The organism is Inhella sp. (genome assembly GCF_041912635.1).
Taxonomy (GTDB): domain Bacteria; phylum Pseudomonadota; class Gammaproteobacteria; order Burkholderiales; family Burkholderiaceae_C; genus Inhella.
Map to the genome: position 1 here is coordinate 1 of NZ_JAYRMO010000048.1, position 26,608 is coordinate 26,608.

A 26,608-nucleotide genomic window follows, 5' to 3' on the forward strand; every position below is an offset into this window, starting at 1 on the left:
CAAGGCTTGGCCGCCCTGCCACAGCAGATGGAAGCAGCCGCGCGGCGGCGGCTCGCCGCAGACCTTGTCGAGCGTGGCGTCCACATACTGCTCGATCGAGCGGCCGTTCACTTCCACCAGCGAGACCCCGAAGTGCGCCGCCAGCTGGGCGTCGATCCAGCCCATGTATTCGAGGTTGAGCGCGCGCAGCGGGCCCGGCTCGGCGGGGCGGAACTCGATCGGCATCACGCGCACACCACCGCTGCGCAGTCCAGCAGTTCGTGCCCGGGCGGCACGCAGCGCTGGCGCCCGGCCACGGCACTCAGGGGCACGCGCACGCAGCGGTCGCCCTGCAGGGCGATGGTGTGGCCGAAGGCGCGCTCGCGCAGGGCCTGGGCGGCGGCCACGCCGAAGCGGGTGGAGAGCACGCGGTCAAAGGCCGTGGGCGCGCCGCCGCGCTGCAAATGGCCGAGCAGGGTGGCGCGCACCTCGGTGCCCTGCTTGCCCAGGCGCTGGTCGAGCTCATGCGTCAACGCCTGGCCGATGCCCCCGAGCCGCGCCACGCCGCCAAGCTGCTGCCAGTGCTGGGCGCCGTCGGCCAGCGTGGCGCCCTCGGCCACGCAGACCAGGGCATGGCCCTGCTCGGCCACGCGGCGCTGCAGGCGTTCGGTCAGGGCGTCCAGGTGAAAGGGCTGCTCGGGCAGCAGGATGGCGTCGGCCCCGCCGGCCAGGCCGCCTTCCAGCGCGATCCAGCCGGCGTTGCGGCCCATGGTCTCCAGCACCATCACGCGGCCATGGCTGTGCGCGGTGGTCTTCAGGCGCGTGAGCGCATCGGCCACCACGGCCACCGCCGAATCAAAGCCGAAGCTGCGCTCGTTGTCGGCGATGTCGTTGTCGATGGTCTTGGGCACGCCGACGATGGGTAGACCCAGGCGTGCAAAGCGCTCGGCGATGGTCAGGCTGCCGTCGCCGCCGATGACCACCAGGGCCTCGATGCCATGCCGCTCCACCGTGGCCAGGGCCTCGGCCGAGGCGTCGCGGCCCTGCCAGTCGAAGGGGTCGGCGCGGTTGTGCGTGCCCAGCACGGTGCCGCCTTCGTCCAGCAGATCCCGCACCGCCGCCGCGTGCAGGGGCTGCAGGCGGTCTTCCACCAGGCCCCAGAAGCCGCGCTGGATGCCCAGCACCTCGGTGCACGCATCGGCCTGGCACAGCGCCAGGGTGACGGCGCGGATCACCGCATTCAGGCCGGGACAGTCGCCCCCGCCGGTCAAAACGCCCACTTTCATCACGTCTCCTTCAGATCTGGCGTCACTCTAGAGCCCCGGCTCTAAGCACGGGCAAGTCCTTGGGGTGAGCATGCCGGATCGCCATTAGCCTGCGCCGACTTCTGCAGTACCCGCCATGGACCACCAACTGAACGAACGTCTGCAATTGCTGCTCCAGCAGCAGCGTGCCGCCTTCCGGGCCGAGCCCTACCCCACCCTGGCCACGCGGCGCGACCGCCTGGAGCGCGTGCGCGCCCTGGTGCAAAAGCATGGCGACGCCTTTGCCAAGGCGGTGGACGCGGACTTCGGACACCGCAGCGTGCACGAAACGCGGCTCACCGAACTCTTCACCGCCGAGGCCGCGGTGAACCACGCGCTGCGCAACCTGGCCAGCTGGATGAAGGTGCGGCGCATCTCTACCGCCCTGCACTTCCTGCCCGGGCACAACCGCCTGATGCCACAACCCCTGGGCGTGGTGGGCGTGATCTCGCCCTGGAACTACCCGATCTACCTGGCGCTCACGCCCGCCGTGGCCGCCATGGCCGCCGGCAACCGGGTGATCGTCAAGCCCAGCGAGCTGACGCCGCGCTGCTCCGAACTGCTGGCGCAGACGGTGGGCGAGTTCTTCGCGCCGGAGGAATTCCAGGTCGTGACCGGTGACGCCAAGATGGCCGCCGCCTTTGCCAAGTTGCCCTTTGACCATCTGTTCTTCACCGGCTCCACCGCCGTGGGCCGGCATGTGGCCCAGGCCGCGGCCGCCAACCTGACGCCAGTGACGCTGGAGCTGGGCGGCAAGAGCCCGGTGATCGTGCTGAACGACGCCAACCTGAGCATGACCGCCGAGCGCCTGGCCTTCTCCAAGCTGCTGAACGCCGGCCAGACCTGCGTGGCGCCGGATTACATCCTGTGCCCGCGCCGCATGCTGCCCGAGCTGGCCAAGGCCATTCTGGCGGCCATGCGCCGCTTCTACCCGACGCTGGCCGACAACCCGGACTACAGCGCCATCGTCTCGCCCCGTCACCACCAGCGCCTGCTGGACCTGCTGGCCGAGGCCGAGCAGGGCGGCGCCAAGCTGCTGCGCTCGCACGACGAAGTGCTGGACCCGCACGAGCGCAAGCTCATGCCCACCTTGGTGCTGAACGCCGAGCCCGAGATGGGCGTGATGCGCGAGGAGCTGTTCGGCCCCATCCTGCCGCTGCTGCCCTACGACAAGCTCGACCAGGCCATCCACATCGTGCAGCAGGGCGAACGGCCGCTGGCGCTCTACATCTTTGGCCACGACGAGAAGGCGCAGCAGCGCATCCTGCGCGAGACCCATGCCGGCGGCGTCACCATCAACGACTGCATCTGGCACCTCGGCCAGGAAGACCAGCCCTTCGGCGGCGTGGGCGCCAGCGGCCAGGGCCACTACCACGGCGAGTGGGGCTTCCGCACCTTCTCGAAGGAGAAGCCGGTGTTCAGCAACCCCATGATGGCCGGCACGCGCCTGTTCTACCCGCCCTTCGGCAAGGTGTTCGAAGGCCTGCTGGGCGTGCTGCGCAAGCTGTCCTGATGCAACGCCGCTCCCTGCTGAAGCTGGGCCTGGGCGGCGCGGTGCTGCTGGGCCTGGCCGGCGGCATTGCCGCCTTCTGGACCCCAGGCCTGCAAGGCCCCAAGCTCACACCCGCCGGCCGCCAGGCCATGGGCGCCGTGGCGCGCGCCGTGCTGGAAGGCGCGCTGCCAGCCGATGACGCCGCGCTGAGCCGCCACCTGGACGAACTGGAAAAGCTGTTCGCCGGCCTGCCGCCGGCGGTGCAGGCGGAGCTGGAGCAGCTGATGGGCCTGATCGCCAACGGCCCCGGCCGCCTGGGTCTGCTGGGCATGGCCAAGCCCCTGCACGAGCAGCCCCTGCCCGCGCTCAGCGCCGCGCTGCAAAGCCTGCGCCACAGCCGCCTGGCCTTGCGCCAGCAGGTGTACTTCGCGCTGCGCGACCTGAACTGCGCGGCCTTCTACAGCCAGCCTTCCGCCTGGGCCACGATGGGCTACCCGGGCCCCCGAGAGATCTGATGAGCTCCCTCCCCGATCCGATTCAAGAGGGCTTGACGCGTGGCTGGCAGGTGCGCGGCGGCGAGCATGGCGCCTTGCCCGCCGAGGTGACGGTGGACGTGGCCATCATCGGCAGCGGCGCGGGCGGCGGCATCACGGCCGAGATGCTGAGCAAGGCCGGCCTGAAGGTGCTGGTGATCGAGGAAGGCCCGCTGCGCAGCAGCCGCCATTTCCGCCAGCGCGAGGCCGAGGCCTACCCGCAGCTCTATCAGGAATCGGCCGGCCGCAAGACGGCGGACAAGGGCATCACCATCCTGCAGGGCCGCTGCGTGGGCGGCAGCACCACGGTCAACTGGACCAGCAGCTTCCGCACCCCGCCCGGCACCCTGGCTTACTGGCAGCAGCACTACGGCCTGGCGGATCTGAGCGCCGAGCAGATGGCACCCTGGTTCGCCCAGGCGGAAAAGCGCCTGAACGTCAGCGACTGGCACACCGCGCCGAACGCCAACAACACCGTGCTGGAACGCGGCGCCGCCAAGCTCGGCATCAAGGCCCCGCACATCCGCCGCAATGTGAAGGGCTGCTGGAACCTGGGCAGCTGCGGCATGGGCTGCCCGACGAATGCCAAGCAGTCCATGCTGGTGACCACCCTGCCGGCTGCGCTGGAGGCCGGCGCCCAGCTCTTCGTGCAGACGCGCGTGCAGCGCCTGGAGCACGACGGCCAGAGCATCCAGGCCCTGCACTGCGTGCCCGTCAGTCTGAACAGCGCCGCGCAGCCGGGCGCCTGCGTAGTCAAGGCCCAGCATGTGGTGCTGGCCGGCGGCGCCATCAATTCACCGGCGCTGCTGCTGCGCTCGCAGGCGCCCGACCCCCACGGCCTGCTGGGCCGGCGCACCTTCCTGCACCCCACCGTGGGCACCTCGGCGCAGTTCGACGAACGCATCGAGGGCTGGGCCGGCGCGCCGCAGTCGATCTACTCCGACCACTACCTCGAAGCCCAGGCCATCACCGGGCCGGTGGGCTTCAAGCTGGAGGCACCGCCGCTCTACCCCGTCATCATGGCCACCACCATGGCCGGCTTCGGGCCCGGCATGGCCCAGCAGCTGAAGGACTTCCCGCACACCCAGGTGCTGCTGGCCCTGCTGCGCGACGGCTTCCACCCCGATGCCCCCGGCGGCCAGGTGCAGCTGCGCAGCGATGGCAGCCCGGTGCTGGACTACCCGCTCACCGCCACCCTGATGGACGGCGTGCGCCGCGCCTACCTGGCGATGGCCGAGATCCAGTTCGCCGCGGGCGCGCGCAGCGTGCTGCCCCTGCACGAACAGGCCGCGCCCTACAAGAGCTGGGCCGAGGCCAAAGCCGCCATCCAGGCGCTGGACTACCGGCCGCTCAGCACCCGCGTGGTCAGCGCTCATGTGATGGGCGGCTGCAATCTGGCCGGCAACGAGCAGCTCGGCGTGTGCCGCCCGGACGGCCAGCATTGGCAGCTGCAGAACTTGAGCGTGCACGACGGCAGCCTCTTCCCCACCAGCATCGGCGCCAACCCGCAGCTCTCGATCTACGGGCTGGTGACGCGGCTGACCAGCGGCCTGGCGCAGCGCCTCACGGGCCAGGCGGTGCAGCTGGTGTGAGGGGCGCGGGCCCAAAGGGCCCCGCAATGGCCTGCACCACAATGCGCGCGCATTCCAAGGAGGCGCCGTGCTGACCCTGAACCCCGACCAGTTGGGCGATGCAGCCCAGCTGCGCTTTGAGAGCCGCCTGGCGGCCCTGATCGCCCAGGGCCAGCCCGAGGCTGCGGCCGAGCTGGAATCCCCCGAAGGCCGCGCCATGCTGCGCCGCCAGTGCCGGCGCGCCGAGCGCTACGGCCTGCGCACCGAGCTGGAGCTGGCGCGCTACGTCATCACCGCCTGGCTGATGGGCCCGCAGTTCGATGAGGAGCTGCCGGCCATGGCCGAGATCCTCAACGCCCCTTCGCTCACGCCGGCGCAGAAGGCCGAGGCGATCGAACGCGTGGCCAGCACGGTGCTGGAGCAGCTCAGCCAGGGGCGTACCTGATGGGCTGGGGCGACAGTTTCAAGAACGCCTACGCCGCCGCGAGCGACAGCGCGCGCCAGGCCGCGCAGCAGGCGCTGGCCTCGGCCCGCGGTGCCGCCGAGGCCGTGGCCCAGCAAGCCCAGGCAGCGGCCCAGGCCGCTGCGCAAAAGGCCCAGGCGCTCGCCGCCCAAGGATTGGCCGCAGCGCAGCAAGGCCTGGCCGCCGCCCAGCAAGGTGCCCAGGCCCTGGCCCAGGGCGCGGCCAACGTGGCCAGCTTTGCCGCCCGCGCCGCTGCCGAAACCGTGGGCGCCGCCCTCACCGCGCCCTACAAGGCGGCGCGCGCCGTGATGTCGGCCGTGCAGACGCCAGCCCAGACCCTCGCGCAGGCCTGCCCGAACTCGGTGCCGGCCAAGATCGAACGCCTGGCGCAGCGCAACGAGCTGATCAAGTCCGGCCAGCAGTCGGCCGATGCGGCCCAGCAGGCCGCCGCCCAGCGCCTGGCACAGAACAACCCGGCGGTGGAGCTGGCGCGGCTGTCGGACAACGTCTACGCCCAGTACCCGAACAACGACTTCCACTACCCCGACGGCAGCGTGCCCGCGCCGCTGGGCTGGAGCATCGTGCCGCCGGCCGAGCTGGAGGCCGCGGGCGTCGACGTCAAGGACCTGGAGGCCGCGCGCGCCGTGCTCTACCGCACCCCGCCCGACTGGCCGGGCGGCCCGCAGACGGTGCTGGCCTTCCGCGGCACTGCGGACCTGGAGGACGCCATCGTCGACCACGACCAGGCGATGGCCCTGCCCACCACCCAGTACAAGGCCGCCATGAAGGCCGGCGACGCGGTGGCCGCCGGCTTCGGGCCGGACACCCAGGTCACCGGCCACTCGCTCGGCGGCGGCAAGGCGCAGGCGGCGGGCGTGGCCGGTGGGCTCAAGGGCACGATGTTCAACGCCGCCGGCTTGAACCCCGCCACCGTGGGCGATCTGCAGGCCGACCCGACCGCCTTCAGCCAGTACCGCAGCAGCGCCGACCCGCTGACCGGGCTGCAGAACTCGCCCGCGCTGCAGGCGGCCGTGGCGGTGGTGGGCGGCGCCCTGGGCGCCGTGGCCGGCGGCGCCGCCAAGGCCTACGACGCCGCCGCCAAGGCGCTGGGCGGCAGCGGGCTCTCGCCCGAGATGGCCGACTACGCCGACAAGGCCCTGAAGGTGCTGCCGCGCGCGGCCAAGAACCTCGTCAGCAACGGCGACGTGATGCCGCCGGCCCTGGGCGCCATCCACGAGGTGACGCCGCTCACCCCCGACGGCGGCAGCATCTCCAGCCTCAACCCCATGGGCCAGCACTCGATCACCAATCTGGTCGAGGGCATCGAACAGCAGAAGGCCGAGGACCTGGCCACGCTCACCCACCCGTGAAGCGCCGCCGCCTTCTGCCCACGCTCTTGCCCCTGCTACTGAGCGGCCCGCTCGCCCTGACCGAAAGCCCTGCCATGACCCTGCTCGACAGCCGCAAATACTTCAGCGACCCCGCCACCGCCGCCTTCGTGGACCAAGTGCAGCGCGGCGACGCCGCCGCGGTGCGCCAGGCCCTGGCGGCCGGCCAGGACCCGAATGCCGCCGGCCTGGGCGGCATGCGCCCCCTGCACTTCGTCTTTGCCGCCAAAGGGCCCGCCGGCGCCGGCGTGGCCGAGCTGCTGCTGGCTGCCGGCGCCGACCCCAATGCCAAGGCGCCGAACGGCCACACGCCCCTGCACTACGCCGTGCAGCAGAGCGAGCCCGGCTTCACCGAGGCCCTGCTGCGCCACAAGGCCGACCCACGCCTGCCGGGCGAAAACGGCCAGCCGGTGCTGTACCTGGCGCTTTCCTCGCCCGCCGCGCCGCACACCCTGCCCCTGCTGGTGCGTGCCGGCGCCGACCCGAACCAGGTCTGGGGCGGCTACCCGCCGGTGCAGGCGGCCCTGGTGCAGCAGGACTGGCCGGCCGCCCTGCTGCTGCTGCGCCTGGGCGCCGACCCAAGCCTGCGCACCAAGCAGGGCGAGACCGTGGCCCAGACCTTCTGCCGCCTGCTGGCGCGCCTGAACCCCAAGGGCAGCCAGCGCGCGCTCGTGGCGGCGGTGGGCGATCAGCTGGGCGCGGCCGTGCCGCCCGAATGCCAGGCGCGGCTGGCGCAGTTCCGCTGAGCGCAAGCTCGGGTCGGCACCCCCGAGCAAACGTCAGGCCAACGGGCCGCCGGGCTCACGCAGACTACGGCCCTCAAGTCCGTCTGCGCCCATGAACTTCAACGACTACCGCCGCCACGACGCCACCGCCCTGGCGGCCCTGGTGCGGGCCGGCAAGACCACGCCGCTGGACCTGCTGGTGACGGCGCTGACGCGCCTGCAAACGGTGCAACCCAGGCTCAACCCGGTGGCGCGCCTGCTGGAAAAAGAGGCCGGCGCACAGATCGAAGCCGGCGTGCACGGGCCCTTTGCCGGCGTGCCCTTTCTGCTGAAGGACGCCGGCCACGACGTGCAGGGCGTGCCCACCAGCTACGGCAGCCGCGCCATCCGCACCAAGGCCGTGCAAGACAGCCACTACACCCAGCGCTGCCGCGGCGCCGGTCTGGTGATCTTCGGCAAGACCAACAGCCCCGAGCTGGCCCTCAAGGGCGTGACCGACCCGGCCGCCTACGGCCGCACGTCCAACCCCTGGGACCCCAGCCGCACGCCGGGCGGCAGCAGTGGCGGTGCGGCGGCGGCGGTGGCCGCTGGCATCGTGCCCATGGCAGGAGGTGGGGATGGCGGCGGCTCCATCCGCATCCCCGCCGCCTGCTGCGGCCTGGTGGGCCTGCGCCCCTCGCGTGGGCGCATCTCTGAAGGCCCGGGCTTTGGTGAGGTCTGGCTGGGCTGCAACAGCCAGGGTGTGATCACCCGCTCGGTGCGCGACAGCGCGGCCATGCTGGACATCCTTTCCGGCCCCGAACCCGGCGACCCCTTCGTCATCGCCCCACCCCCCGCCTCTTTCGCAGAACTGGCCGCGCAGGCGCCGCGGCGCCTGAAGATCGGCTGGAGCACGGCCTCGCCCATCGGCACCGAAGTCCACCCCGAGGCGGTGGAGGCCGTGCAGCGCACGCTCACGCTGCTGCGCCGGCTTGGCCATGAGGTGACCGAGGCGGCGCCCGAGATCGACGGCGCGACGCTGGCGCAGACCTTTCTGCAGATGTACTTCGCGCTGATCCCGGCTGCGATCGACCAGGCCGTGGCGCAAGGCGCGCGCGCGGCGGACTTCGAGCCGCTCACGCGCATCATGGCCACGCTGGGCCGCGGCCAGAGCGCCGCCCAGGTGGTGACGGTGCTGGAACAATGGAACGGCTTTGCGCGCGCGCTCGGCCGCTACCACCAGCAGTTCGACCTTTATCTCACGCCCACCCTGGCCTCGCCTCCGGTGGCGCATGGCACTGGCGACCCACCCCCGCTGCAAATGATGGTGCTCAAGGCCCTGCGCGCCAGCGGCCTGCTGGGCCTGCTATCCCGTCTGGGCCTGCTGGACGCCGCGGTGGCGCAGATCGCGCGCGACAACCTGCGCCATGTGCCTTTCACCCAGTTGGCCAATGTGACGGGCACGCCCGCCATCAGCCTGCCCCTGCACTGGACCGCCGAGGGCCTGCCCCTGGGCGTGCAGTTCCACGGCCCGCATGGCAGCGAGGGCCTGTTGCTGCAGTTGGCTGCCGAGCTGGAACAGGCTCAGCCCTGGTTCGAGCGCTACCCGCGCGAATGAGAGGGAGAGATGCAACCCCTGCCCCCCGAGATTCAGCAGCTGCTGCGCAACGGCCAGACCCTGGAAGCGATCAAACGCCTGCGCGAGCTCACCGGCCTGGGCCTGAAGGAAGCCAAGGACGCGGTGGACGGCGGCCGCCTGCCCACCGCCGCACCGCGCCCGGCAGCGCAAGGCCCGGTGGGCGACGCCGTGCACCAGGCTCTGCAGCGGGGCCAGCTGATTGAGGCCATCCGCCTGCTGCGCGAACAGCAGCCCGGGCTGGGCCTGAAGGAGGCCAAGGACCGGGTCGAGGCCCATCTGGCCCAGCATCCGGCCCTGAAGGCCCTGGCCGAGCAGGCCTTTCTGGAGCGCCGCAACGCCGCCCTGGCCACGCTGTGGCGCTGGGCCTTCACCGCGGCCCTGCTCGCGCTGGCCGCCTGGGCGGCCTGGCGTTTGCTCAGCCCGCCGCTGGACTGATCAGCGCCCCAGCGCCGCCGGTGCGGGTGCCTGCTCAGGCCGGGCCGACTTCCAGCCCGCCAGGCGCTTGAGCACATCGGCCACTGCGGCTTCCAGCTGCGGGTCGCGGCCGGCGTTCACGGCGGCCGGGTCCAGGTTCACGTCCTGGTCTGGCGCCACGCCCTCGTTTTCGATGCGCCACTCGCCCTCGGGCGTGAAGAAGCGGAAATACGGCACCACCAGCGCGCCGCCGTCGATCAGCGGCGGGTTGGCCGAGATGCCGATCAGCCCGCCCCAGGTGCGCTTGCCGATCAAGGGCCCCAGGCCCAGGCGCTTGAAGGCATAGGGCAAGAAATCGCCGCCTGAGCCGGCGTCCTGGTCGATCAGCATGGCCTTGGGGCCGTCGATGGCGGAGCCCGGGGTGTGGAACAGCAGGCCGTCGCGGTCCTTCCAGGTGCCCAGATGCGGGCGGCCGAGCAGCTCGGTGACGTAATTGGCCGCCTGGCCGCCGCTGTTGCGGCGGTCGTCGACGATCAGCGCCGGCTTGTCGCTCTGCGCGAAGAACAGGCGGTTGAAATGGCTGAAGCCGCCGCCCGCCGTGTCGGGCAGGTAGACGTACGCGATGCGCCCGCCACTTAAGCGCTCGACCTGCTGGCGGTTGCGTTCCACCCAGGTCCATTGGCGCAGCGCGGCTTCGCTGGCGATGGGTTGCACCACCAGCTGGCGGCGGCCCTGCCTGCCCTCGGGGTCGCTGGCCAGGGTCAGGCTGACGGGCTGGCCGACCTGATGCTCCAGCAGCTGGTAGAGATTGGTGCGGCCGGCCAATTCGATGCCGTTGACGGCCAGCAGGTACTCGCCCACCCGCGCGGCTTGGCCGGGCTGGGCCAGCGGCGCCTTCAGATTGGGGTTCCAAGGGTCGCCCTGGTGCACGGTCTTGAGGCGCCAGCGCCCCTGCTCGAAGCCGAAGTCCGCGCCCAGCAGACCGACGGGCACGCGGGTGTCGCTGTAGCCATCGCCGCCGCCCACGCGGTTGTGGCCCACCTGCAGCTCGCCAATCATCTCCATCAGCAAGTCGTTCAGGTCCTCGCGGCGCTGGACATGGTCCAGCAGCGGGCGGTAGCGGCGGTACACTGCCTCCCAGTCCAGGCCGTGCAGGGCCGGGTCGTAGAAGAAGGCCTTCTGCATCCACCAGGTTTCGTCAAAGATCTGCTGCCACTCGGCACGCGGGTCGATGCGGGTGCGCAACGCAGCCAGATCGATCGGCTTGGCGTCGAGTTTGTCGCTGGCCTCGGCGATCTCCAGCTTGCCGCGGCCGGCCTGGATCAAGAGCTTCTTGCCATCGCCGCTCAGGCTGAAGCCCTGCACGCCGGCGCGCACCATCTTGGCCTTGCGCTCCTCGAAATCGAAGCGGTACAGATCGGCCGGCGGCGGACCCTGCTCCTCACCCGCTTCGCGCGTCACGCCGGGCTGGCGGCGGTCCAGGAACCAGAGCGAGCCCTCATGGGCAACGGCCAGGGCTTCGTTGTCGCGCTCGGCCACCGGCAGGGCGACGATGCGCTGGGCCAGGCCATCGAAATCGACACGGATCGCCTTGGGTTCAGGCTTCGTCTCGGCCTTGGTGTCCGCCTTCGGCTCAGGCTTGGCCTCGGGTTTGGGCTTCGGCGCCTCTTCGTCACCCAGCTTGGGCGGCAGCGGCGAGGCGCCATCGGCCGCCAGGACCGCCGCAAACAGGCCGGCCCGCAGCGGGCGCTCCTGGGTGCTCATGTCCAGGCCCACGCGGGTGGGGCCGGCATTGGTGCTGGCGCTGAAGAACAGCCACTCGCCCTTGCGCGAGAACACCGGCGCCTCGGCATGCACCAGCGGGTCCGTCACCGCCACCTGGCGGCCAGTGGCCAGCTCGTGCAGCCAGATGCGGCCCAGGTGGTTGGCGCCGCGCAGCACGAAGGCGACGAAGCGGCCGTCGGGTGAGAACGCCGCATCGAAGCTGCCACGGCGTGGCGTGCTGGCAATCTTTTGCAGCGTGCTGCCCGGCTGGTTCAGCGCCAAGCTGTAGAGATTCAGGCGCTGGTCCTGCAGCAGCAGGCGCTGGCCGTCGGGCGACCAGCGCAGCAGCGTGAAGTAATCGTCCGCCGGCAGCAGCCGGGTCTCGGCCGCGCCCTCGCCGGTTTGGCTGCGCAGCACCAGCTGGTGGCGGCGGCCGGGGGCGTCGCTGAGGTAGGCGACGCGCTGGCCGTCGGGGCTCCAAAGCGCGTCCTTTTCGCGCACGCCCGAGCTTTGCGTCAGATTGCGCGGCGCGCCGTCCTTGATCGGCAGGCTGAAGACCTCGCCGCGGGCGCTGACCAGCAGGCGGCGCCCGGTGGTCGAGAGCTGCGCCCCGGTGAGCGCGCGGCCGGCATCCTTCCACTGCGGGCGCGGGCCCTCGACCGGCAACTCGATGGCCAGCGTGCGGCCCGCTCCTGCGCCCAGCTCCAGGGTCTTGAGCTGGCCGCCCACCTCATACACCAGGGTCTGGCCCTGGGCGTCCACGGCGCTGACGTCCCAGACCGTCTCGTGGGTCAGCTGGCGCAGCGTCTGCGTCGTGGTGTCGAAGGCGAACAGATTGGCCGCGCCCTCGGAGCGGTCGGAGATGAACACCACCGTCTGGCCCACCCAGACCGGGCTGTGGTCGGTGGCGTTGGCGTGCGGGATCTCAAACCAGCGTTGCGTGGCCGGCTCGATGACCCAGATCGGCGGGGTGGAGCCGCCGCGGTGGCGCCGCCAGCCGGCCGTGTTGCCATGGGCGGCGCGCCAGGGGCGGAAGGCCAGCTGCTTGCCATCGGGCGACCAGCGGCCCTCGAAGGCCTGGGCCTCCATCAGCTTGCGCTCGAAACCGCCTTCCAGCGGCACCTCATAGAGCTGGTTGCTGCGGCCGTTCAGCACTTCGCGCGGGCTGGCGAACAGCACCGACTGACCGTCGGCGCTCCAGCCGCTGACGACATCCGGCCCCGGATGCCAGGTCAGGCGCCGCGCCGTGCCGCCCTGCACGGGCAGCACATACACATCGGTGTTGCCCTCGATCGTGGCCGAGTAGGCAATGTGCTGGCCGTCGGGCGAGAAGCGCGGCGCGAACTCCGGCGCGGCGTGGCTGGTCAGGCGGCGCGGCTGCGAGCCGTCGCGCGCCGCCACCCACAGATCCCCGCCATGCACGAAGGCCAGGTGGGTGGCCGAAAGGGTGGGCTGGCGCAGCAATTGGGTGGGTGCTGCCTGGGCCGCAGCGGCCAGCGTCAGCGCGCTGACCAGCAGGGTCTTCTTGAGCATGGGTGGGGTCGCGCGGACAAAACCTGGGACCCTAGCAGCTCAACTCGCCCGTGACAGACGCCACCCCAGCGGCAGCACCATCAGGCCCAGCATCAGGGCGTAACCCAGCAGCTTGCCCTCCACGCCCCAAAGCGCCAGGGCCGCAACCTGCCCCACCAGCGCCGCCGCCGCTGCCTCCAGCCACAGCCGCTTCCAGCCGGCCGCTCGCAGGGGCTGGCGCCATACCAAACCCTTGCCGATCAGCACCAACAGGGCCGCCACCAGCAGGGGGGCCGCGAGGAAATTGGCGAGATGCCAGAACAAGGTCAAGAAGGACATGGGGTCAAAATTTTAGAATCCGCCCCAATGCCCGTTTTCGCCCTCGGCCTCAACCACGCTTCCGCCCCCCTGGCGCTGCGTGAAAAGCTGGCCTTCAACCCCGATCAACTCGTGCCCCAGGTCCAGGCGCTGCAGCAGCGCCTGCAGGCCGCCGCCCCTATGGCGAAGGCCGAGGTGGCCCTGCTGTCCACCTGCAACCGCACCGAGCTCTATGTGGCCGGCCCTTCCGGCTTGGCCGAGGTGGCGCAGAGCTGGATGGCCGAGCGCGCCGGGCTGGAGAGCAGCAGCCTCAAGCCCCACACCTATGTGCAGCGCGACGGTGACGCCGCCCGCCATGCCTTCCGGGTCGCCTCCGGCCTCGATTCCATGGTGCTGGGCGAGCCGCAGATCCTCGGCCAGTTCAAGCAGGCCGTGCGCGAGGCCGATGCCGCCGGCACCCTGGGCAGCACCCTGCACCAGCTGTTCCAGCGCAGCTTCCAGGTGGCCAAGGAGGTGCGCACCAGCACCGAGATCGGCGCCCATTCGATCTCCATGGCCGCCGCCGCCGTGCGCCTGGCGGCCCAGCTGTTCGAGGACCTGAAGCAGCTGCGGGTGCTGTGCATCGGCGCGGGCGAAATGATCCAGCTCGCCGCCACCCACTTTGCCGCCCAGCACCCGGCCGCGCTGGTGATCGCCAACCGCACCGCGGCCCGCGCCGAGCAACTGGCCCAGCACCTGGGCGGCCACACCATGCCGCTGGCGGACGTGAGCGCCCAGCTGCACCAGTTCGACGCCGTCATCAGCTGCACCGCCAGCCCGCAGCCTTTGATCCTGCGGCCCATGGTGGAGCGCGCGCTGAAGGCGCGCCGCCGCCGCCCGATGTTCCTGGTGGACCTGGCCGTACCGCGCGACATCGAACCCGCCGTGGCCGAGCTGAACGACGCCTACCTCTACAGCGTGGACGACCTCTCCGCCCTGGTGCAGACCGCCGGCGAGAAGCGCCAGGCCGCCGTGGCGCAGGCCGAGGCCATCGTCGACCAGGGCGTGCAGGGCTTTGCGCAATGGCTGGACCAGCGCCATTCGGTGCCGCTGATCCAGGCCCTGCAGCACCAGGTGGACGACTGGCGCCAGCAGGCGCTGGCGCGTGCGCGCCGCCAGCTGCAGCGCGGTGAGGCCCCCGAGGCCGCGCTGGACGCCTTTGCCCACCAGTTCAGCCACAAGCTGATGCACGGCCTGCTGGCCGAGCTGCATGGCGCCCAGGGCGAGGAGCGCCGCCAGCTCGAAGCCCTGATGCAGCGCCTGTTCCTGCGCACGCACGAGCGATGAACACTGCCTTCACGCTGGCGGTCGAATCGCCCCGCCAGCCGGCGGTGCGTGCGCTGATCGACGAGCTCGACGCCTACCAGATCCCGCTCTACCCGATCGAGAGCCACCACGGCATCGACATCGAGGCGCTGTGCGCGCCCGAGGTGCACTTTCTGGTGGCCCGCGATGCCGCTGGAACGCCGCAGGCCTGCGGCGCGGTGCTGATCGCGGCGGTGGACGGCGAGCCAGCCGGTGAGCTCAAGCGCATGTACGTGCGCCCGGCCCTCCGTGGCCAGGGCCTGGGCCGTCTGATCCTGCAGACACTGGAGCAGCACGCCCGCCAGCAGGGCGCCCGCCGCCTGCTGCTGGAAACCGGCTGCCGCCAGCCCGAGGCCCTGGGCCTGTACGAGCGCGCCGGCTTCGTCCGCATCGGTCCCTTCGGGGCCTACGCCGAGGATCCCCTCTCGGTCTTCATGATGAAAGAGCTGGATTGATGCGCGATTCCCTGCGCCAGCAGTTCCAGCGCCTGGAACTGCGCCTGGCCGAACTCGACGCCCTGCTGGGCGACCCCAGCGTGCATGCCGACCCGCAGCGCCTGCGCAAGCTGGGCAAGGAGCAGACCGAGGTGGGCAGCCTGGTGGCGCAGTGGCGCCGCTTCCAGCAGCGCGAAGCCGACCGCGCCGCCGCGCAGGAGCTGCTGGACGACCCTGACATGGCCGAAATGGCCAAGGAAGAGATTGCCGCCGCCGAAGCCGAGCTGGAGGCCCTGCACCAGCAGCTGCAGTTCGCCCTGCTGCCCAAGGACCCGGACGACGAGCGCCCGGCCCTGCTCGAAATCCGCGCCGGCACGGGGGGCGACGAATCGGCCCTGTTCGCCGGCGACTTGGCGCGCATGTACCTGCGCTACTGCGAGCGCCAAGGCTGGCGCACCGAGATCATGAGCGCCAACGAATCGGACCTCGGCGGCTACAAGGAAGTGGTGTTCCGCATCGAGGGCGACGGCGCCTACGGGCAGCTGAAGTTCGAAAGCGGCGGCCACCGCGTGCAGCGCGTGCCGGCCACCGAATCGCAGGGGCGCATCCACACCAGCGCCTGCACCGTGGCCGTGCTGCCCGACCCCGGCGAGGCCGCCGAGGTGGAGCTGAACCCGGCCGAGTTGCGCATCGACACCTTCCGCGCCAGCGGCGCCGGCGGCCAGCACGTCAACAAGACCGATTCGGCCATCCGTATCACCCACCTGCCCACCGGCATCGTGGCCGAGTGCCAGGACGACCGCAGCCAGCACCGCAACAAGGCCAAGGCCATGGCAGTGCTGCTGGCGCGCCTGCGCGAGCGCGAGCGCATCGCCCGCGAAGCCAAGGAAGCCGCCACGCGCAAGAGCCTGGTGGGCACGGGCGACCGCAGCGACCGCATCCGCACCTACAACTTCCCGCAGGGCCGGCTGACCGACCACCGCATCAACCTGACGCTCTACAAGCTGGGCATGGTGATGGAGGGCGATCTGGACGAAGTGATCCGCGCCCTGCAGGCCGCCCAGGCCGCCGAGCAACTGGCCGAGCTGGAAGGCCGGCGGTGACGATCCAGGAGGCCCTGCAGCTGGCCGCTCGGCAGGGCATCGCCCGCCTGGATGCCCATCTGCTGCTGGCGCACCTGCTGCAGCGCCCGCGCGAATGGTTGATCGCGCACGACACCGACGCCCTGCCGGCAGATCTGGCCCCGCAGTACCTGGCGCTCGTGCAGCAGCGCGCCGACGCGGTGCCCCTGGCCTACCTGACCGGCCAGAAGGAGTTCCACGGCCTGGAACTGAACGTCAGCCGCGCCACCCTGGTGCCGCGCCCGGACACCGAAACCCTGGTGGACTGGGCGCTGGAACTGCTGCCAACCGAGGCCCCACACACCGTGCTGGACCTGGGCACCGGCAGCGGCTGCATTGCCCTGGCCCTGAAGGCCGCCCGGCCGCAGGCACAGGTGAGCGCCGTGGACCGCAGCACCGCCGCACTGGCCCAAGCACGCGCCAATGGCGAGCGGCTGGGCCTGGCGGTTACCTGGCACGAGGGCAGCTGGTTCGCCCCGCTGGCCGGGCAGCGCTTTGACCTCATCGTCTCCAACCCGCCCTACATCCCGGCCGATGACCCACACCTGGCCGCGCTGCGCCACGAACCGATCAGCGCTTTGGCGGCCGGAGTGGACGGCTTGGACGACCTGCGCCGGATCTGCGCCCAAGCGCCGCAGCACCTGAACCCCGGCGGCTGGCTGCTGCTGGAACATGGCTTCGACCAGGCCAATGCCGTGGCCGACTTGCTGCGCCAGGCGGGATTTGCGCCGGCGCAACACCGGCTGGATCTGGCCGGCCACCGACGCTGCACCGGCGCCCGGAAGTCACTGGACACGTAAAGAAGTTTTCCAACAGCGCAATTCAAACGTCAGCCCGCGGTGACGGCGCTAGAGTTGGTCAAACCAGAGCCAAACCGGGAGCCCGCCATGCGCAACATCTGTCTTGCCTTGCTGCTCAGCTTCGCAGCCAGTGCCCAGGCCGCCGAGGGCCTGCGCCTGCCCGGCCTGGAGGAGACGCCGCGCTGGCAGGCGCGGGTGCAAGTGCTGTCTAGCGACGCGCTCAGTGGCACCCGTTTGCTCAGTGCCAGCCTGCTGGGCGACTACTACCTCAGCACGCGCAGCCAAGGCCTGCGGCTCAGCGGCGGTCTGATGAGCGGGCCGATGTCCCTGCTCGGTTCCGGCGCCGGCCTGGCCGTGGGCGGGCCACAAGCCATCTCGCTGGGCCAGCGCAGCCTGGCCGGCAGCACCAATGAATCCGCGCTGCATCAGCCCTATGTGGGCATCGGCTACAGCAGCCAGGGCCTGGGCTGGGGCTTCTCGGCCGACCTGGGCGTGGCCATGCGCGGCGGCGCCGGCCTGAGCCTGCGCAACAGCGATGCGTTTGCCCAAACCTTGGATCAATCGCTGCGCAGCCTGCAATTCACGCCCCTGGTGCAGATGGGCCTGTTCTACCGTTTCTAGAATCTCCTGTTTGCCGCGCAATCCGTGCGGCGTGAGGACGAAACGATGGATGCAGTGCAGCAGCGCATCGACGCCATGGTCAAGGGCCACCGCGTGATGCTGTTCATGAAGGGCTCGGCCCAGTTCCCGATGTGCGGCTTCTCCGGCCGCGCGGTGCAGATCCTCAAGGCCTGCGGCGTGCAGGACCTGGAGACCTTCAATGTGCTGGAGGACCCCGAGGTGCGCCAGGGCATCAAGGACTACGCCAACTGGCCCACCATCCCCCAGCTCTATGTGAATGGGGAATTCGTCGGCGGCTCGGACATCATGATGGAGATGTACGAGTCCGGCGAGCTGCAGCAGCTGCTCACCCAGGCATGACGCAACGACTCGTCGTAGGCATCACCGGCGCCACCGGTGCGGCCTACGGCCTGGGCCTGCTGCGCCGCGCGCGCGCCTTGGGCGTGCGCACGCATCTGATCGTCAGCCCGGCCGGTGTGCTCAACGCCCACCACGAGCTGGGCCTGAGCCGCGAGCAGTTGGAAGCCGAAGCCGACGAGGCCCACGCCCCCGGCGATGTGGGCGCCTGTGTGGCCAGCGGCAGCTTCGTCACCGATGCAATGGTGGTGGCGCCCTGCTCGATGAAGACCCTCGCGTCGATCGCGCATGGCCTGTCGGACAACCTGCTGACCCGCGCCGCCGACGTCACGCTCAAGGAGCGCCGCCGTCTGATCCTGATGGTGCGCGAAACGCCGCTGAACCTGGCCCATCTGCGCAATATGACGGCCATCACCGAGATGGGCGGCATCATCTTCCCGCCGCTGCCGGCCTTCTACCTGAAGCCCGATTCGGTGCAGGCGCTGATCGATGAATCGGTCGAGCGCGTGCTGCAGCTGTGCGGCATCGGCGGCGCCCAGCCGCAGGCCTGGCAGGGTCTGCGCAAGTAGCTCAGCGCTCGCCCGGCATCAGCCACAGGCGCCGGCAGGCCAGCACCTTGTCCGGGTACTCGGCCCTGCCGCGGCTGCCGTTGTAGCGCCCCAGGGCCATGAAGAGGTCACCCTTCTCGCGGTCCAGGTAGTGGCGCAGGATCACGCAGCCAAAGCGCAAATTGGTTTGCATGTGAAAGAGGCGCGAGACGTGCCCGTCACCGATCAGGCGCGCCCAAAAGGGCATCACCTGCATGTAGCCGCGCGCGCCGGCCACGCTGATGGCGTACTTGCGAAAGCCGCTTTCCACCTGGATCAGACCCAGCACCAGGCTGGTCTCCAGCCCGGCGCGCCGGCTTTCGTACCAGACCGTCTGCAAAAACTCGATGCGCGTCTGCCCCTCGGGCATGCGCTTCTTCATGCGCTGGCTCATCTCGCCCAGCCAACGCAGGTAGACCAGCCGGGCCTCGATGTCGTCGAACTGCGGCTTGGGCGGCGCCGCTTGGGCGATGGAGGCACTCAGGGCCGAGCGCACCGAGTCGGCCAGCGGCTCTTCGACCTGGGCCCCGGCGCGGCTGCGCAGGGGCAGCAGCGCCAGCGCAGCCAGCGCCAGGCGACGCGTCGCGCTCAAGCCTTCAGGCGGGCTTGCACCTGGGCGACAAGCTCGGCTAGAGCCACATTGCTGGCCTGGGCCTCACGCCGGCCCTGCACTTCGGCCAGGCCCTCCTTGAGACCACGGTCGCCCAGCACCACGCGCAGCGGCACACCGATGAGCTCCCAATCGGCAAACATCGCACCCGGGCGCTCGCCGCGGTCATCCAGCAGCACGTCCACACCGGCAGCCTTCAGCTCTTCATAGAGCTTCAGGGCCTGCTCGCGCACCAACTCGCTGCGGTCCATGCCGATCGGGCAGATCACCACCTCGAAGGGCGCCATGCTGACCGGCCAGATGATGCCGCGCTCGTCGTGCCCCTGCTCGATGGCCGCGCCCAGCAGGCGGGTCACGCCGATGCCGTAGCAACCCATCTCGAAGTGGCGCGGCTTGCCGTCCTCAGCCAGGAAGGTGGCATTCATCGCCTCGGAGTACTTCTTGCCGAGGTAGAACACATGGCCGACTTCGATGCCGCGCTGGATGGCCAGCACGCCCTGGCCGTCCGGCGAGGGCTCGCCGGCCACGACGTTGCGGATGTCGGCCACCAGGTCGGGCTCGGGCAGGTCTCGGCCCCAGTTGGCACCGGTGTAGTGGTGGTCCACCTGATTGGCGCCGCAGACGAAGTCGCTCATCGCCGCCACGGTGCGGTCGGCGACGATCTTCACGCCCTTGATACCGATCGGGCCCAGGTAGCCCGGCTTGCAGCCGAAGGCGCCGTCAATCTCAACAGCGGTGGCAAATCGGAAGCCGCCCTTCAACCCCTCGACCTTGCCGGCCTTGACTTCGTTGAGCTCGTGGTCGCCGCGCACCAGCAGCAACCAGATCTGCGTGCCGATGACGACACCCTTGTCGTCCAGGGTGTCGGTGGCCAGCACCAGGCTCTTGACGGTCTGCGTCAGCGGCAGGCCCAGCAGGTCGGCCACATCCGCACAGGTGCTCTTGCCCGGCGTGGGCGTCAGCGTCAGCGCTTGGCTGGCGGCACCACGCGGCGCGCTGGGCGCCAGCGCCTCGGCCAGTTCGATGTTGGCGGCATAGCTGCTGGTCGGGCAGTAGACGATCGCATCCTCGCCGGTTTCGGCGATGACCTGAAACTCATGCGAGCGATCGCCGCCAATCGCGCCGGTATCCGCGGCCACCGCGCGGTACTCCAGGCCCAGTCGGTCAAAGATCTTGCAGTAGGCGCCGAACATGGCGTCGTAGCTCTTGCCGGCCGCCTCCACATCACGGTCGAAGGAATAGGCGTCCTTCATCGTGAACTCGCGGCCGCGCATCAGGCCGAAGCGGGGCCGGCGTTCGTCGCGGAACTTGGTCTGGATGTGATACAGGTTCTTGGGCAGCTGCTTGTAGCTGCGCAGCTCCTGCCGGGCGACGTCGGTGATCACCTCTTCGCTGGTGGGCTGGATGATGAAGTCGCGACCATGGCGGTCCCTCACGCGCAGCAGCTCGGGGCCCATCTTGTCGAAGCGGCCGGTTTCCTGCCAGAGCTCGGCCGGCTGCACCACGGGCATCAGCATCTCGATGCTGCCGGCGCGGCCCATCTCCTCGCGGATGATGGCCTCGACCTTGCGGATCACGCGCAGGCCCATGGGCATGTAGTTGTAGATGCCAGCGCCGAGTCGCTTGATCAGGCCGGCGCGCATCATCAGCTTGTGGCTGACGATCTCGGCGTCCGCGGGGGCTTCCTTGAGCGTGGAGATCAGGAACTGCGAGGCTTTCATGGCGGGATCTAAAAGCAAAAAGGGCCTGCCGCGCAACACAGCAAGCCCGCGTCAGACAAGGGGATTGAGGATTTCACTGCCCTGAGAGCCCCCCCATAGGGGTGCACAATCAAGACAGTTCAAAAATTCGAGGTTGATTATGCTCGACCGGGAAGGCTTCAGGCCCAACGTCGGCATCATCCTGCTCAACAACAAGAACCAGGTGTTCTGGGGCAAACGCATCCGGACACACAGCTGGCAGTTTCCGCAAGGCGGCATCAAGCACGGAGAGACGCCTGAGCAGGCGATGTACCGGGAGCTCCACGAGGAAGTGGGGCTGACACGCGAGCATGTGCGCATCGTGGCGCGCACACGCGACTGGCTGCGCTATGAGGTGCCCGATCACTACATCCGGCGCGAAGCGCGCGGCCATTACAAGGGCCAGAAACAGATCTGGTTCCTGCTGCAGCTGCTGGGCCACGACAGTGATCTGAACCTGCGCGCCACCGACCACCCCGAGTTCGACGCCTGGCGTTGGAACGAGTACTGGGTGCCGCTGGAGGCCGTGATCGAGTTCAAGCGCGGCGTGTACGAATTGGCCCTGAACGAGCTGGCGCGCTTCCTGCCGCGCCAGCATCCGCACAACCGCTTCCTGCGCGGCGGGCTGCGCGCCCCGGTGCGCGGTGAAGCGGCACCGCGCTCGCCTTACGGCTCGGTGGCACGCTCCGCGCATGCGTTGGACGCCGCCGCGCAATCGGAAGGCACTGCGCCCCCCGAAGACGAAGCCACTACGCCGCGCTGAGCACCAGGTTGTCGCGGTGGATCAGCTCCGGCTCGGCCACATAGCCGAGCAGGGCCTCGATCTCTTGGCTCCCGCGCCCGGCCAGCAGGCGCACCTCGGCCGCGGCGTAGTTCGCGAGGCCGCGCGCGCATTCATTGCCCTGCGCATCGAGCACAGCAATCACGTCGCCGCGGTGGAATTCGCCACTGACGTCGCGCACGCCCACAGGCAGCAGACTGCGGCCTTCGCTGCGCAGCGCGCGCTGGGCCCCTTCATCCACCGTGACACGGCCACGCAACTGCAGGTGGTCCGCCATCCACTGCTTGCGCGCGGCTCGCTTGGGCAGAGCGGCCTTGAGAGCTGTGCCGATCGCCTCGCCGCGAGCCAGGCGCAGCAACACGTCCGGCTCACGCCCATAGGCAATCACGGTGGCGGCGCCGCTGCGGGCAGCACGCTCGGCCGCCAACACTTTGGTCAACATGCCACCGCGACCGATGGACGAGCCCGCGCCTCCCGCCATCTGCGCCAACGCCGGATCCCCCGCACGCGCGAACTGGATGAGCTGCGCCTCAGGGTTCTTGCGTGGGTCGGCCGAGTACAGGCCGCGCTGGTCCGTCAGGATCACCAAGGCATCGGCCTCGATCAGGTTGGTGACCAGCGCCCCAAGGGTGTCGTTGTCTCCGAACTTGATCTCGTCATTGACGACGGTGTCGTTCTCGTTAATCACCGGCAAAACCCGGTGCTGCAGCAGGGTCAGCAAGGTGCTGCGCGCATTGAGGTAGCGCTCCCGATCGGACAAGTCGGAGTGGGTCAGCAAGACCTGGGCACTGGCACGGCCCAGCTCGCGCAGGCAGGTCTCGTAGATTTGCGCCAGGCCCATCTGCCCCACCGCCGCCGCAGCCTGGAGTGCATGCACCTCTTTGGGCCGCTCTCGCCAGCCCAGCCGCTTCATGCCTTCGGCGATGGCGCCACTGGACACGATGAGCGCCTCGACCCCCTGCTCCGCCAGTTCACTGAGCTGGCGACACCAATCGGCAATCGCCTTCGCATCCACACCACGGCCTTCGTCCGTGACCAGGCTGGAACCGATCTTGATGACGATGCGCCGGGCACCTTGCAGAGGGGCAAAGGGGGTCATGAGTCGAAGCGGGGATCGGGCTCGGGGATCGGGGCGTTCTTCTGCGCTGCCACGTACTCGTAGAGATCGCGCAGCAGGGGCTCGCAGCCCTCGCGCGTCAGGCCAGAGATGACATAGACCGGCCCCTTCCACTTGAAGCGCTTGAGAAAGTCCTTGACCTTCGCTTCCCGCTCCTCGGCGGGCACCATGTCGACCTTGTTGAGCACCAGCCAGCGAGGCTTGGCGTGCAATTCGGGGTCGTACTTCTTCAGTTCGGCCACGATCGCCTTGGCTTCTGCCACCGGATCCACGCCTTCGTCCAGCGGGGCGAAATCTACGAGATGCAGCAGGACCCGCGTGCGCTGCAGATGTCGCAGGAACTGATGCCCCAACCCCGCACCCTCAGCCGCACCCTCGATCAGGCCGGGAATGTCGGCCATCACGAAACTCTTTTCCGGCGCAACGCGGACCACTCCCAGATTGGGATACAGCGTGGTGAACGGGTAATCGGCAATCTTCGGCCGGGCGTTCGAGACCGCGGCAATGAGCGTGGATTTGCCCGCATTGGGCTGCCCCAGCAGACCCACGTCGGCCAGCACGCGCAGCTCCAGCTTCAGCGTCTTGGCCTCACCCGGCCAGCCAGGCGTCTTCTGACGCGGAGCACGGTTGGTGCTGCTCTTGAAATGAAGATTGCCAAAACCCCCGTCTCCACCCTTGGCCAGCAGCACCTTTTGATCCGGTTCCAGCAACTCGGCGACGATCTCATCGGTCTCGACATCGCGCACGATGGTGCCGACCGGCATGCGCAACACGATGTCTTCGGCCGCCGCACCGTTGCAGTCAGAACCTCGGCCAGCCTCCCCATTGCGCGCCTCATGGCGGCGTGCGTAGCGGAAGTCGATGAGCGTGTTCAGGCTGCGATCGCCAATCGCGTACACGCTACCCCCCCGCCCACCGTCGCCCCCATCCGGCCCGCCGAAGGGAATGAACTTTTCGCGCCGAAAGCTGGCGCACCCCGAACCACCATTGCCGGCGGCCACATCGATGGTGACTTCGTCTACAAATTTCATGAGCCTCTCCCGGCTGCAGCCCGCCATCCTAGGCCAGGGCGCCGCAGCACCCGATCAAGAGAGCACTGCAGAAAATGAGAAGGCCCCGCGGTGCGGGGCCTTCTGATGGGTCAAACGCCGGGGCTCAGGCCGCGACGATCGACACCGTGTGACGGCCCAGTTCGCCCTTGACGGCAAAGCTGACGTGACCATCGGTGAGCGCGAACAAGGTGTGATCCTTGCCGATGCCCACATTGGTGCCCGGGTGGAACTTGGTACCACGCTGACGCACGATGATCGAGCCGGCGCTGACCATCTGGCCACCGAAGGCCTTCACACCCAGCATCTTGGGCTTGGAATCGCGGCCGTTTCGCGTCGAGCCGCCGCCTTTTTTCTGTGCCATTGCTGACTCCTAAGTGCTGACGGCTCAGCCGTTCACCGCGCTGATGTGCAGCTCGGTGTAAGTTTGACGATGACCTTGGCTCTTCTTGTAGTGCTTGCGACGACGCATCTTGAAGATGCGCACCTTGTCGTGCTTGCCATGAGCCACCACGGTAGCCTTGACCGTTGCACCCGTCACCAAGGGCGTGCCGACCTTGAGTTCGGCGCCATTGCCAACGGCAAGCACCTGGTCGATCACGATCTCTTGGCCAACGTCCGCAGCAATCTGTTCTACCTTGATCTTTTCGCCAGCAGCAACCTTGTATTGCTTGCCACCGGTTTTTATGACCGCGTACATGTTTGACCTCTTTCAGAAATGCATGGCGCGCAGGCGCGCCACTCCATGCCAACACGGCAAAGAGCCTGCTAGTCTAGCACAGCGGATCAAGGCAGGCACCGCACCGGCGATGCAGCCAAGAGCTGGCTCAGCCCGGCGATAGCCTCTTTCTATAATCAAAAGTCCAAGCCGTCCCTCCGAGTACAGAGTGCAAGCCCAGATCAGCGCTGACGAACACGCCACCACATTGGAAGCCCTCAGCGCAGAAATGCAGGAAGTGGACCGCGTGATTGGGCGGCGCCTGCAGTCTGATGTCGCCCTGATCAATCAAATTTCCGGCTACATCGTGCATGCCGGCGGGAAGCGCATGCGCCCCAAGCTGTTGCTGATGTTCGCCAACGCCCTGGGCGACCCGGGCGGCCATCGACATGAATTGGCTGCGGTCGTGGAATTCATCCACACCGCCACGCTGCTGCATGACGATGTGGTTGATGAGTCCGCCCTGCGCAGAGGCAAGCAAACAGCAAATGCCTTGTTCGGCAATGCCGCGAGCGTTCTGGTGGGCGACTTCCTGTACTCGCGCGCCTTCCAGATGATGGTGGCAGTAAACCGCATGCGCGTTCTCGATGTGCTGGCCGAAGCCACGAATGTGATCGCCGAGGGGGAGGTGCTCCAACTGCTCAACGTGCACGACCCAGATACAACCGTTGAGCGCTATCTGCAGGTCATTCGCTACAAGACCGCCAAACTCTTTGAGGCGAGCGCACGCCTGGGTGCTCTGCTTTCCGATGCCCCTCGCGAACAGGAAGAGGCAGCCGCGCAGTACGGCCGCGCGATGGGAACCGCATTCCAACTGGTGGACGACATCCTGGACTACGAAGGCGACGCAGCCACGCTCGGCAAGAACGTAGGGGACGACCTCAGAGAGGGCAAGCCAACACTCCCCATCCTGCTGGCGATGTCACGCTGCGGCGCGACGGAGCGAGACCTGCTTCGACAAGCCGTACTCAACGGCGAAGAGGAGAAGCTCGCTCAAGTGGTTGAGATCGTCACCCGCAGTGGCGCCCTGGAAGCCACCCGCACTGTCGCCCGCCAAGAAGCTGCGCGCGCCGCGGACAGCTTGAATTTTTTGCCCCTTAACAAGTGGACAAAAAGTCTGCTAGAATTTTCGGCTCGGTCGGTAGATAGATCGTCTTGAGACCGCCTTAGGTGCAACGCCCGAGGTCAAGACAAATCGGGGTGTAGCTTAGCCTGGTAGAGCGCTACGTTCGGGACGTAGAGGCCGGAGGTTCGAATCCTCTCACCCCGACCAAAATTCCCTTGTTTATCAAGGACTTGCAGAAGCCGCGGACTCCGCGGCTTCTTGCATTTCCGGGGTTCTGTTCCAAATCTGTTCCTCAAGAACAGACATGGTTGGCACAGGTCACCTCGGGATGGCTAAACCTGTTTGGCTTCAGGAGTCTCCTTTCAACTTGGAGATTCCCATGGCAGACCTCACCAACCGCAGTCGCTACCGTGTCCAGGTACGCAATCGCGACGACCTGACCCAGCACTTCCCCTTCAACAAGTTCGAGGCCGCCAAGGCCTACGTGCACGCATTGCGTGACCAGGGGTTCAAGCCCCGGGTGGAACAGCTTGACGAGAGGTGGCTCGTTCGGATTCGCGACAAGGGCCACAAGCATGAAAGCGCCAAGTTCGCGAGCCGCGAAAAGGCCGAGCAGTTCATCTCCAAAACCACCGACGAGCGCAGCCGAGGGCTGTTCGTGGAGTACACCAAGTCCTTGAAGGTGTCGCTCGCCCAACTCATCGTGAAGTACCTTCAAGAGGAGTCGCCAAAACACAAGAGTCACCGAGTGACGTCGTATTGCCTCGAGGGCTGGCTCGAAGACAGCGGGCCAGCGGGCATCCGATTGCTGGAGCAGTACCGCGATGCACAGCGCACCGAAGGTCGTTCCGCACGTGCGCCCAAGTTCCAGATGCGCCGAAGCAGCGAAGAGCTTGCTTGGATTCACAAGCCGCTGGCTGACATCACCACCGTCGACATTGAGAACTACATCAACGACCGCTTGGATGTGGTCGCACCGGGCACGGTGGACCGAGACATCGACCGACTGAAAGCCATCTACGCCGTCGCCACGACAGTCTGGGAATACCCCTTGGCGCTGTTGGCGCCGACTGAAATTTGACCCACCCGTGAGGGCCCTGCCGACCCAAATGTGACCCAGGTGTTCAACCTACCCTGCCCGAGATATCCACAGGAGGGCGGGGTTCGAGGAGTGATCACCATG

At 68.8% G+C, this 26,608-nt stretch carries 27 protein-coding genes, 1 tRNA gene and 1 pseudogene; 19 read left to right on the forward strand and 10 right to left on the reverse strand.

Annotation, left to right across the window (positions count from 1 at the left end; all coding sequences use genetic code 11):
* Positions 1-225, reverse strand: a 225-nt coding sequence (locus ACE3QP_RS20525; RefSeq protein WP_374438746.1) for a hypothetical protein, incomplete at its 3' end; no start/stop codon positions are given.
* Entirely contained in the window at positions 225-1,265 is a 1,041-nt protein-coding gene (locus ACE3QP_RS20530; protein ID WP_374438747.1) for a 6-phosphofructokinase, read from the reverse strand. The genes ACE3QP_RS20530 and ACE3QP_RS20525, both read right to left, overlap by 1 nt.
* A 115-nt stretch (positions 1,266-1,380) precedes the next feature.
* On the opposite strand from ACE3QP_RS20530, the gene ACE3QP_RS20535 reads away from it, so the two are divergent.
* The 8 genes and pseudogenes from ACE3QP_RS20535 to ACE3QP_RS20570 form a co-directional block, all read left to right on the forward strand.
* Complete coding sequence (locus ACE3QP_RS20535) at positions 1,381-2,796, forward strand: coniferyl aldehyde dehydrogenase (protein ID WP_374438749.1); 1,416 nt, start codon at positions 1,381-1,383, stop codon at positions 2,794-2,796.
* Entirely contained in the window at positions 2,796-3,290 is a 495-nt protein-coding gene (locus ACE3QP_RS20540; protein WP_374438751.1) for a hypothetical protein, read from the forward strand. The genes ACE3QP_RS20535 and ACE3QP_RS20540 overlap by 1 nt, the downstream gene beginning before the upstream one ends.
* On the forward strand, positions 3,290-4,900 hold the full coding sequence (locus tag ACE3QP_RS20545; RefSeq protein WP_374438753.1) for a GMC family oxidoreductase N-terminal domain-containing protein: 1,611 nt from the start codon (positions 3,290-3,292) through the stop codon (positions 4,898-4,900). The genes ACE3QP_RS20540 and ACE3QP_RS20545 overlap by 1 nt, the downstream gene beginning before the upstream one ends.
* Before the next feature lie 67 nt (positions 4,901-4,967).
* Complete coding sequence (locus ACE3QP_RS20550; protein ID WP_374438755.1) at positions 4,968-5,324, forward strand: hypothetical protein; 357 nt, start codon at positions 4,968-4,970, stop codon at positions 5,322-5,324.
* The gene (locus ACE3QP_RS20555) at positions 5,324-6,712 is read left to right on the forward strand and encodes a hypothetical protein (protein WP_374438756.1); all 1,389 of its coding nucleotides are present in this window, start codon (positions 5,324-5,326) and stop codon (positions 6,710-6,712) included. Before ACE3QP_RS20550 ends, ACE3QP_RS20555 begins: the two co-directional genes overlap by 1 nt.
* Positions 6,709-7,476, forward strand: coding sequence for an ankyrin repeat domain-containing protein (locus ACE3QP_RS20560; RefSeq protein WP_374438758.1), 768 nt, complete (start codon positions 6,709-6,711; stop codon positions 7,474-7,476). Before ACE3QP_RS20555 ends, ACE3QP_RS20560 begins: the two co-directional genes overlap by 4 nt.
* 91 nt (positions 7,477-7,567) lie before the next feature.
* Positions 7,568-9,052 carry an amidase gene (locus tag ACE3QP_RS20565; protein ID WP_374438760.1) on the forward strand — a complete coding sequence of 495 codons (1,485 nt, stop codon included), beginning with the start codon at positions 7,568-7,570 and terminating at the stop codon, positions 9,050-9,052.
* A 60-nt stretch (positions 9,053-9,112) separates the two neighbouring features.
* A pseudogene (locus ACE3QP_RS20570) lies at positions 9,113-9,226 on the forward strand (ribosomal protein L7/L12); the annotation flags it as partial.
* Between the two features lie 282 nt (positions 9,227-9,508).
* Here the strand turns inward: ACE3QP_RS20570 and ACE3QP_RS20575 are convergent.
* Both ACE3QP_RS20575 and ACE3QP_RS20580 read right to left on the reverse strand, forming a co-directional pair.
* Positions 9,509-12,784, reverse strand: coding sequence for a S41 family peptidase (locus ACE3QP_RS20575; RefSeq protein WP_374438762.1), 3,276 nt, complete (start codon positions 12,782-12,784; stop codon positions 9,509-9,511).
* Between the two features lie 39 nt (positions 12,785-12,823).
* A complete protein-coding gene (locus tag ACE3QP_RS20580; RefSeq protein ID WP_374438763.1) occupies positions 12,824-13,102 on the reverse strand; it encodes a hypothetical protein in 279 nt (92 codons plus the stop codon).
* A 27-nt stretch (positions 13,103-13,129) separates the two neighbouring features.
* Between ACE3QP_RS20580 and hemA the strand changes: the two genes are divergently transcribed.
* The 7 genes from hemA (at position 13,130) to ACE3QP_RS20615 (ending at position 18,327) form a co-directional block, all read left to right on the forward strand.
* On the forward strand, positions 13,130-14,407 hold the full coding sequence (gene hemA / locus ACE3QP_RS20585) for a glutamyl-tRNA reductase (protein ID WP_374438765.1): 1,278 nt from the start codon (positions 13,130-13,132) through the stop codon (positions 14,405-14,407).
* A complete protein-coding gene (locus ACE3QP_RS20590) occupies positions 14,404-14,880 on the forward strand; it encodes a GNAT family N-acetyltransferase (RefSeq protein ID WP_374438767.1) in 477 nt (158 codons plus the stop codon). Before hemA ends, ACE3QP_RS20590 begins: the two co-directional genes overlap by 4 nt.
* The gene (gene prfA, locus ACE3QP_RS20595; RefSeq protein ID WP_374438769.1) at positions 14,880-15,962 is read left to right on the forward strand and encodes a peptide chain release factor 1; all 1,083 of its coding nucleotides are present in this window, start codon (positions 14,880-14,882) and stop codon (positions 15,960-15,962) included. Before ACE3QP_RS20590 ends, prfA begins: the two co-directional genes overlap by 1 nt.
* Positions 15,959-16,780 carry a peptide chain release factor N(5)-glutamine methyltransferase gene (prmC, locus tag ACE3QP_RS20600; RefSeq protein WP_374438770.1) on the forward strand — a complete coding sequence of 274 codons (822 nt, stop codon included), beginning with the start codon at positions 15,959-15,961 and terminating at the stop codon, positions 16,778-16,780. Before prfA ends, prmC begins: the two co-directional genes overlap by 4 nt.
* Positions 16,781-16,867: 87 nt before the next feature.
* Positions 16,868-17,401, forward strand: a complete 534-nt coding sequence (locus tag ACE3QP_RS20605; protein ID WP_374438772.1) for a hypothetical protein — start codon at positions 16,868-16,870, stop codon at positions 17,399-17,401.
* A gap of 45 nt (positions 17,402-17,446) precedes the next feature.
* Positions 17,447-17,761 (forward strand): Grx4 family monothiol glutaredoxin, encoded by a 315-nt coding sequence (gene grxD, locus ACE3QP_RS20610; protein WP_198109593.1) that lies wholly within the window; start codon positions 17,447-17,449, stop codon positions 17,759-17,761.
* The gene (locus ACE3QP_RS20615; protein ID WP_374438774.1) at positions 17,758-18,327 is read left to right on the forward strand and encodes a UbiX family flavin prenyltransferase; all 570 of its coding nucleotides are present in this window, start codon (positions 17,758-17,760) and stop codon (positions 18,325-18,327) included. Before grxD ends, ACE3QP_RS20615 begins: the two co-directional genes overlap by 4 nt.
* A 1-nt stretch (position 18,328) precedes the next feature.
* Here ACE3QP_RS20615 and ACE3QP_RS20620 read toward each other — a convergent pair whose 3' ends face one another.
* The gene (locus ACE3QP_RS20620; RefSeq protein ID WP_198109595.1) at positions 18,329-18,937 is read right to left on the reverse strand and encodes a lytic transglycosylase domain-containing protein; all 609 of its coding nucleotides are present in this window, start codon (positions 18,935-18,937) and stop codon (positions 18,329-18,331) included.
* Positions 18,934-20,676, reverse strand: coding sequence for a proline--tRNA ligase (locus ACE3QP_RS20625; RefSeq protein WP_374438777.1), 1,743 nt, complete (start codon positions 20,674-20,676; stop codon positions 18,934-18,936). The genes ACE3QP_RS20620 and ACE3QP_RS20625 overlap by 4 nt, the downstream gene beginning before the upstream one ends.
* Positions 20,677-20,815: 139 nt before the next feature.
* Here ACE3QP_RS20625 and ACE3QP_RS20630 point away from each other — a divergent pair, with 139 nt between their 5' ends.
* A complete protein-coding gene (locus tag ACE3QP_RS20630) occupies positions 20,816-21,457 on the forward strand; it encodes an RNA pyrophosphohydrolase (protein ID WP_374438778.1) in 642 nt (213 codons plus the stop codon).
* Here ACE3QP_RS20630 and proB read toward each other — a convergent pair.
* The 4 genes from proB to rplU all read right to left on the reverse strand — a co-directional run bounded on the left by proB (position 21,444) and on the right by rplU (position 24,341).
* Entirely contained in the window at positions 21,444-22,574 is a 1,131-nt protein-coding gene (proB, locus tag ACE3QP_RS20635) for a glutamate 5-kinase (protein WP_374438779.1), read from the reverse strand. The genes ACE3QP_RS20630 and proB overlap by 14 nt on opposite strands.
* Entirely contained in the window at positions 22,571-23,623 is a 1,053-nt protein-coding gene (gene cgtA / locus ACE3QP_RS20640; protein WP_374438781.1) for an Obg family GTPase CgtA, read from the reverse strand. Before cgtA ends, proB begins: the two co-directional genes overlap by 4 nt.
* A 124-nt stretch (positions 23,624-23,747) precedes the next feature.
* Complete coding sequence (gene rpmA / locus ACE3QP_RS20645; protein WP_198109598.1) at positions 23,748-24,005, reverse strand: 50S ribosomal protein L27; 258 nt, start codon at positions 24,003-24,005, stop codon at positions 23,748-23,750.
* A gap of 24 nt (positions 24,006-24,029) precedes the next feature.
* Entirely contained in the window at positions 24,030-24,341 is a 312-nt protein-coding gene (gene rplU, locus ACE3QP_RS20650) for a 50S ribosomal protein L21 (RefSeq protein WP_198109599.1), read from the reverse strand.
* Between the two features lie 247 nt (positions 24,342-24,588).
* On the opposite strand from rplU, the gene ACE3QP_RS20655 reads away from it, so the two are divergent.
* From ACE3QP_RS20655 to ACE3QP_RS20665, 3 genes are all read left to right on the forward strand, one after another.
* Positions 24,589-25,518, forward strand: a complete 930-nt coding sequence (locus tag ACE3QP_RS20655) for a polyprenyl synthetase family protein (RefSeq protein ID WP_374438785.1) — start codon at positions 24,589-24,591, stop codon at positions 25,516-25,518.
* 37 nt (positions 25,519-25,555) lie between these two features.
* Positions 25,556-25,632, forward strand: a tRNA-Pro gene (locus ACE3QP_RS20660).
* 172 nt (positions 25,633-25,804) lie between these two features.
* The gene (locus ACE3QP_RS20665) at positions 25,805-26,506 is read left to right on the forward strand and encodes a hypothetical protein (RefSeq protein ID WP_374438783.1); all 702 of its coding nucleotides are present in this window, start codon (positions 25,805-25,807) and stop codon (positions 26,504-26,506) included.
* The last annotated feature ends 102 nt before the right edge of the window (positions 26,507-26,608 follow it).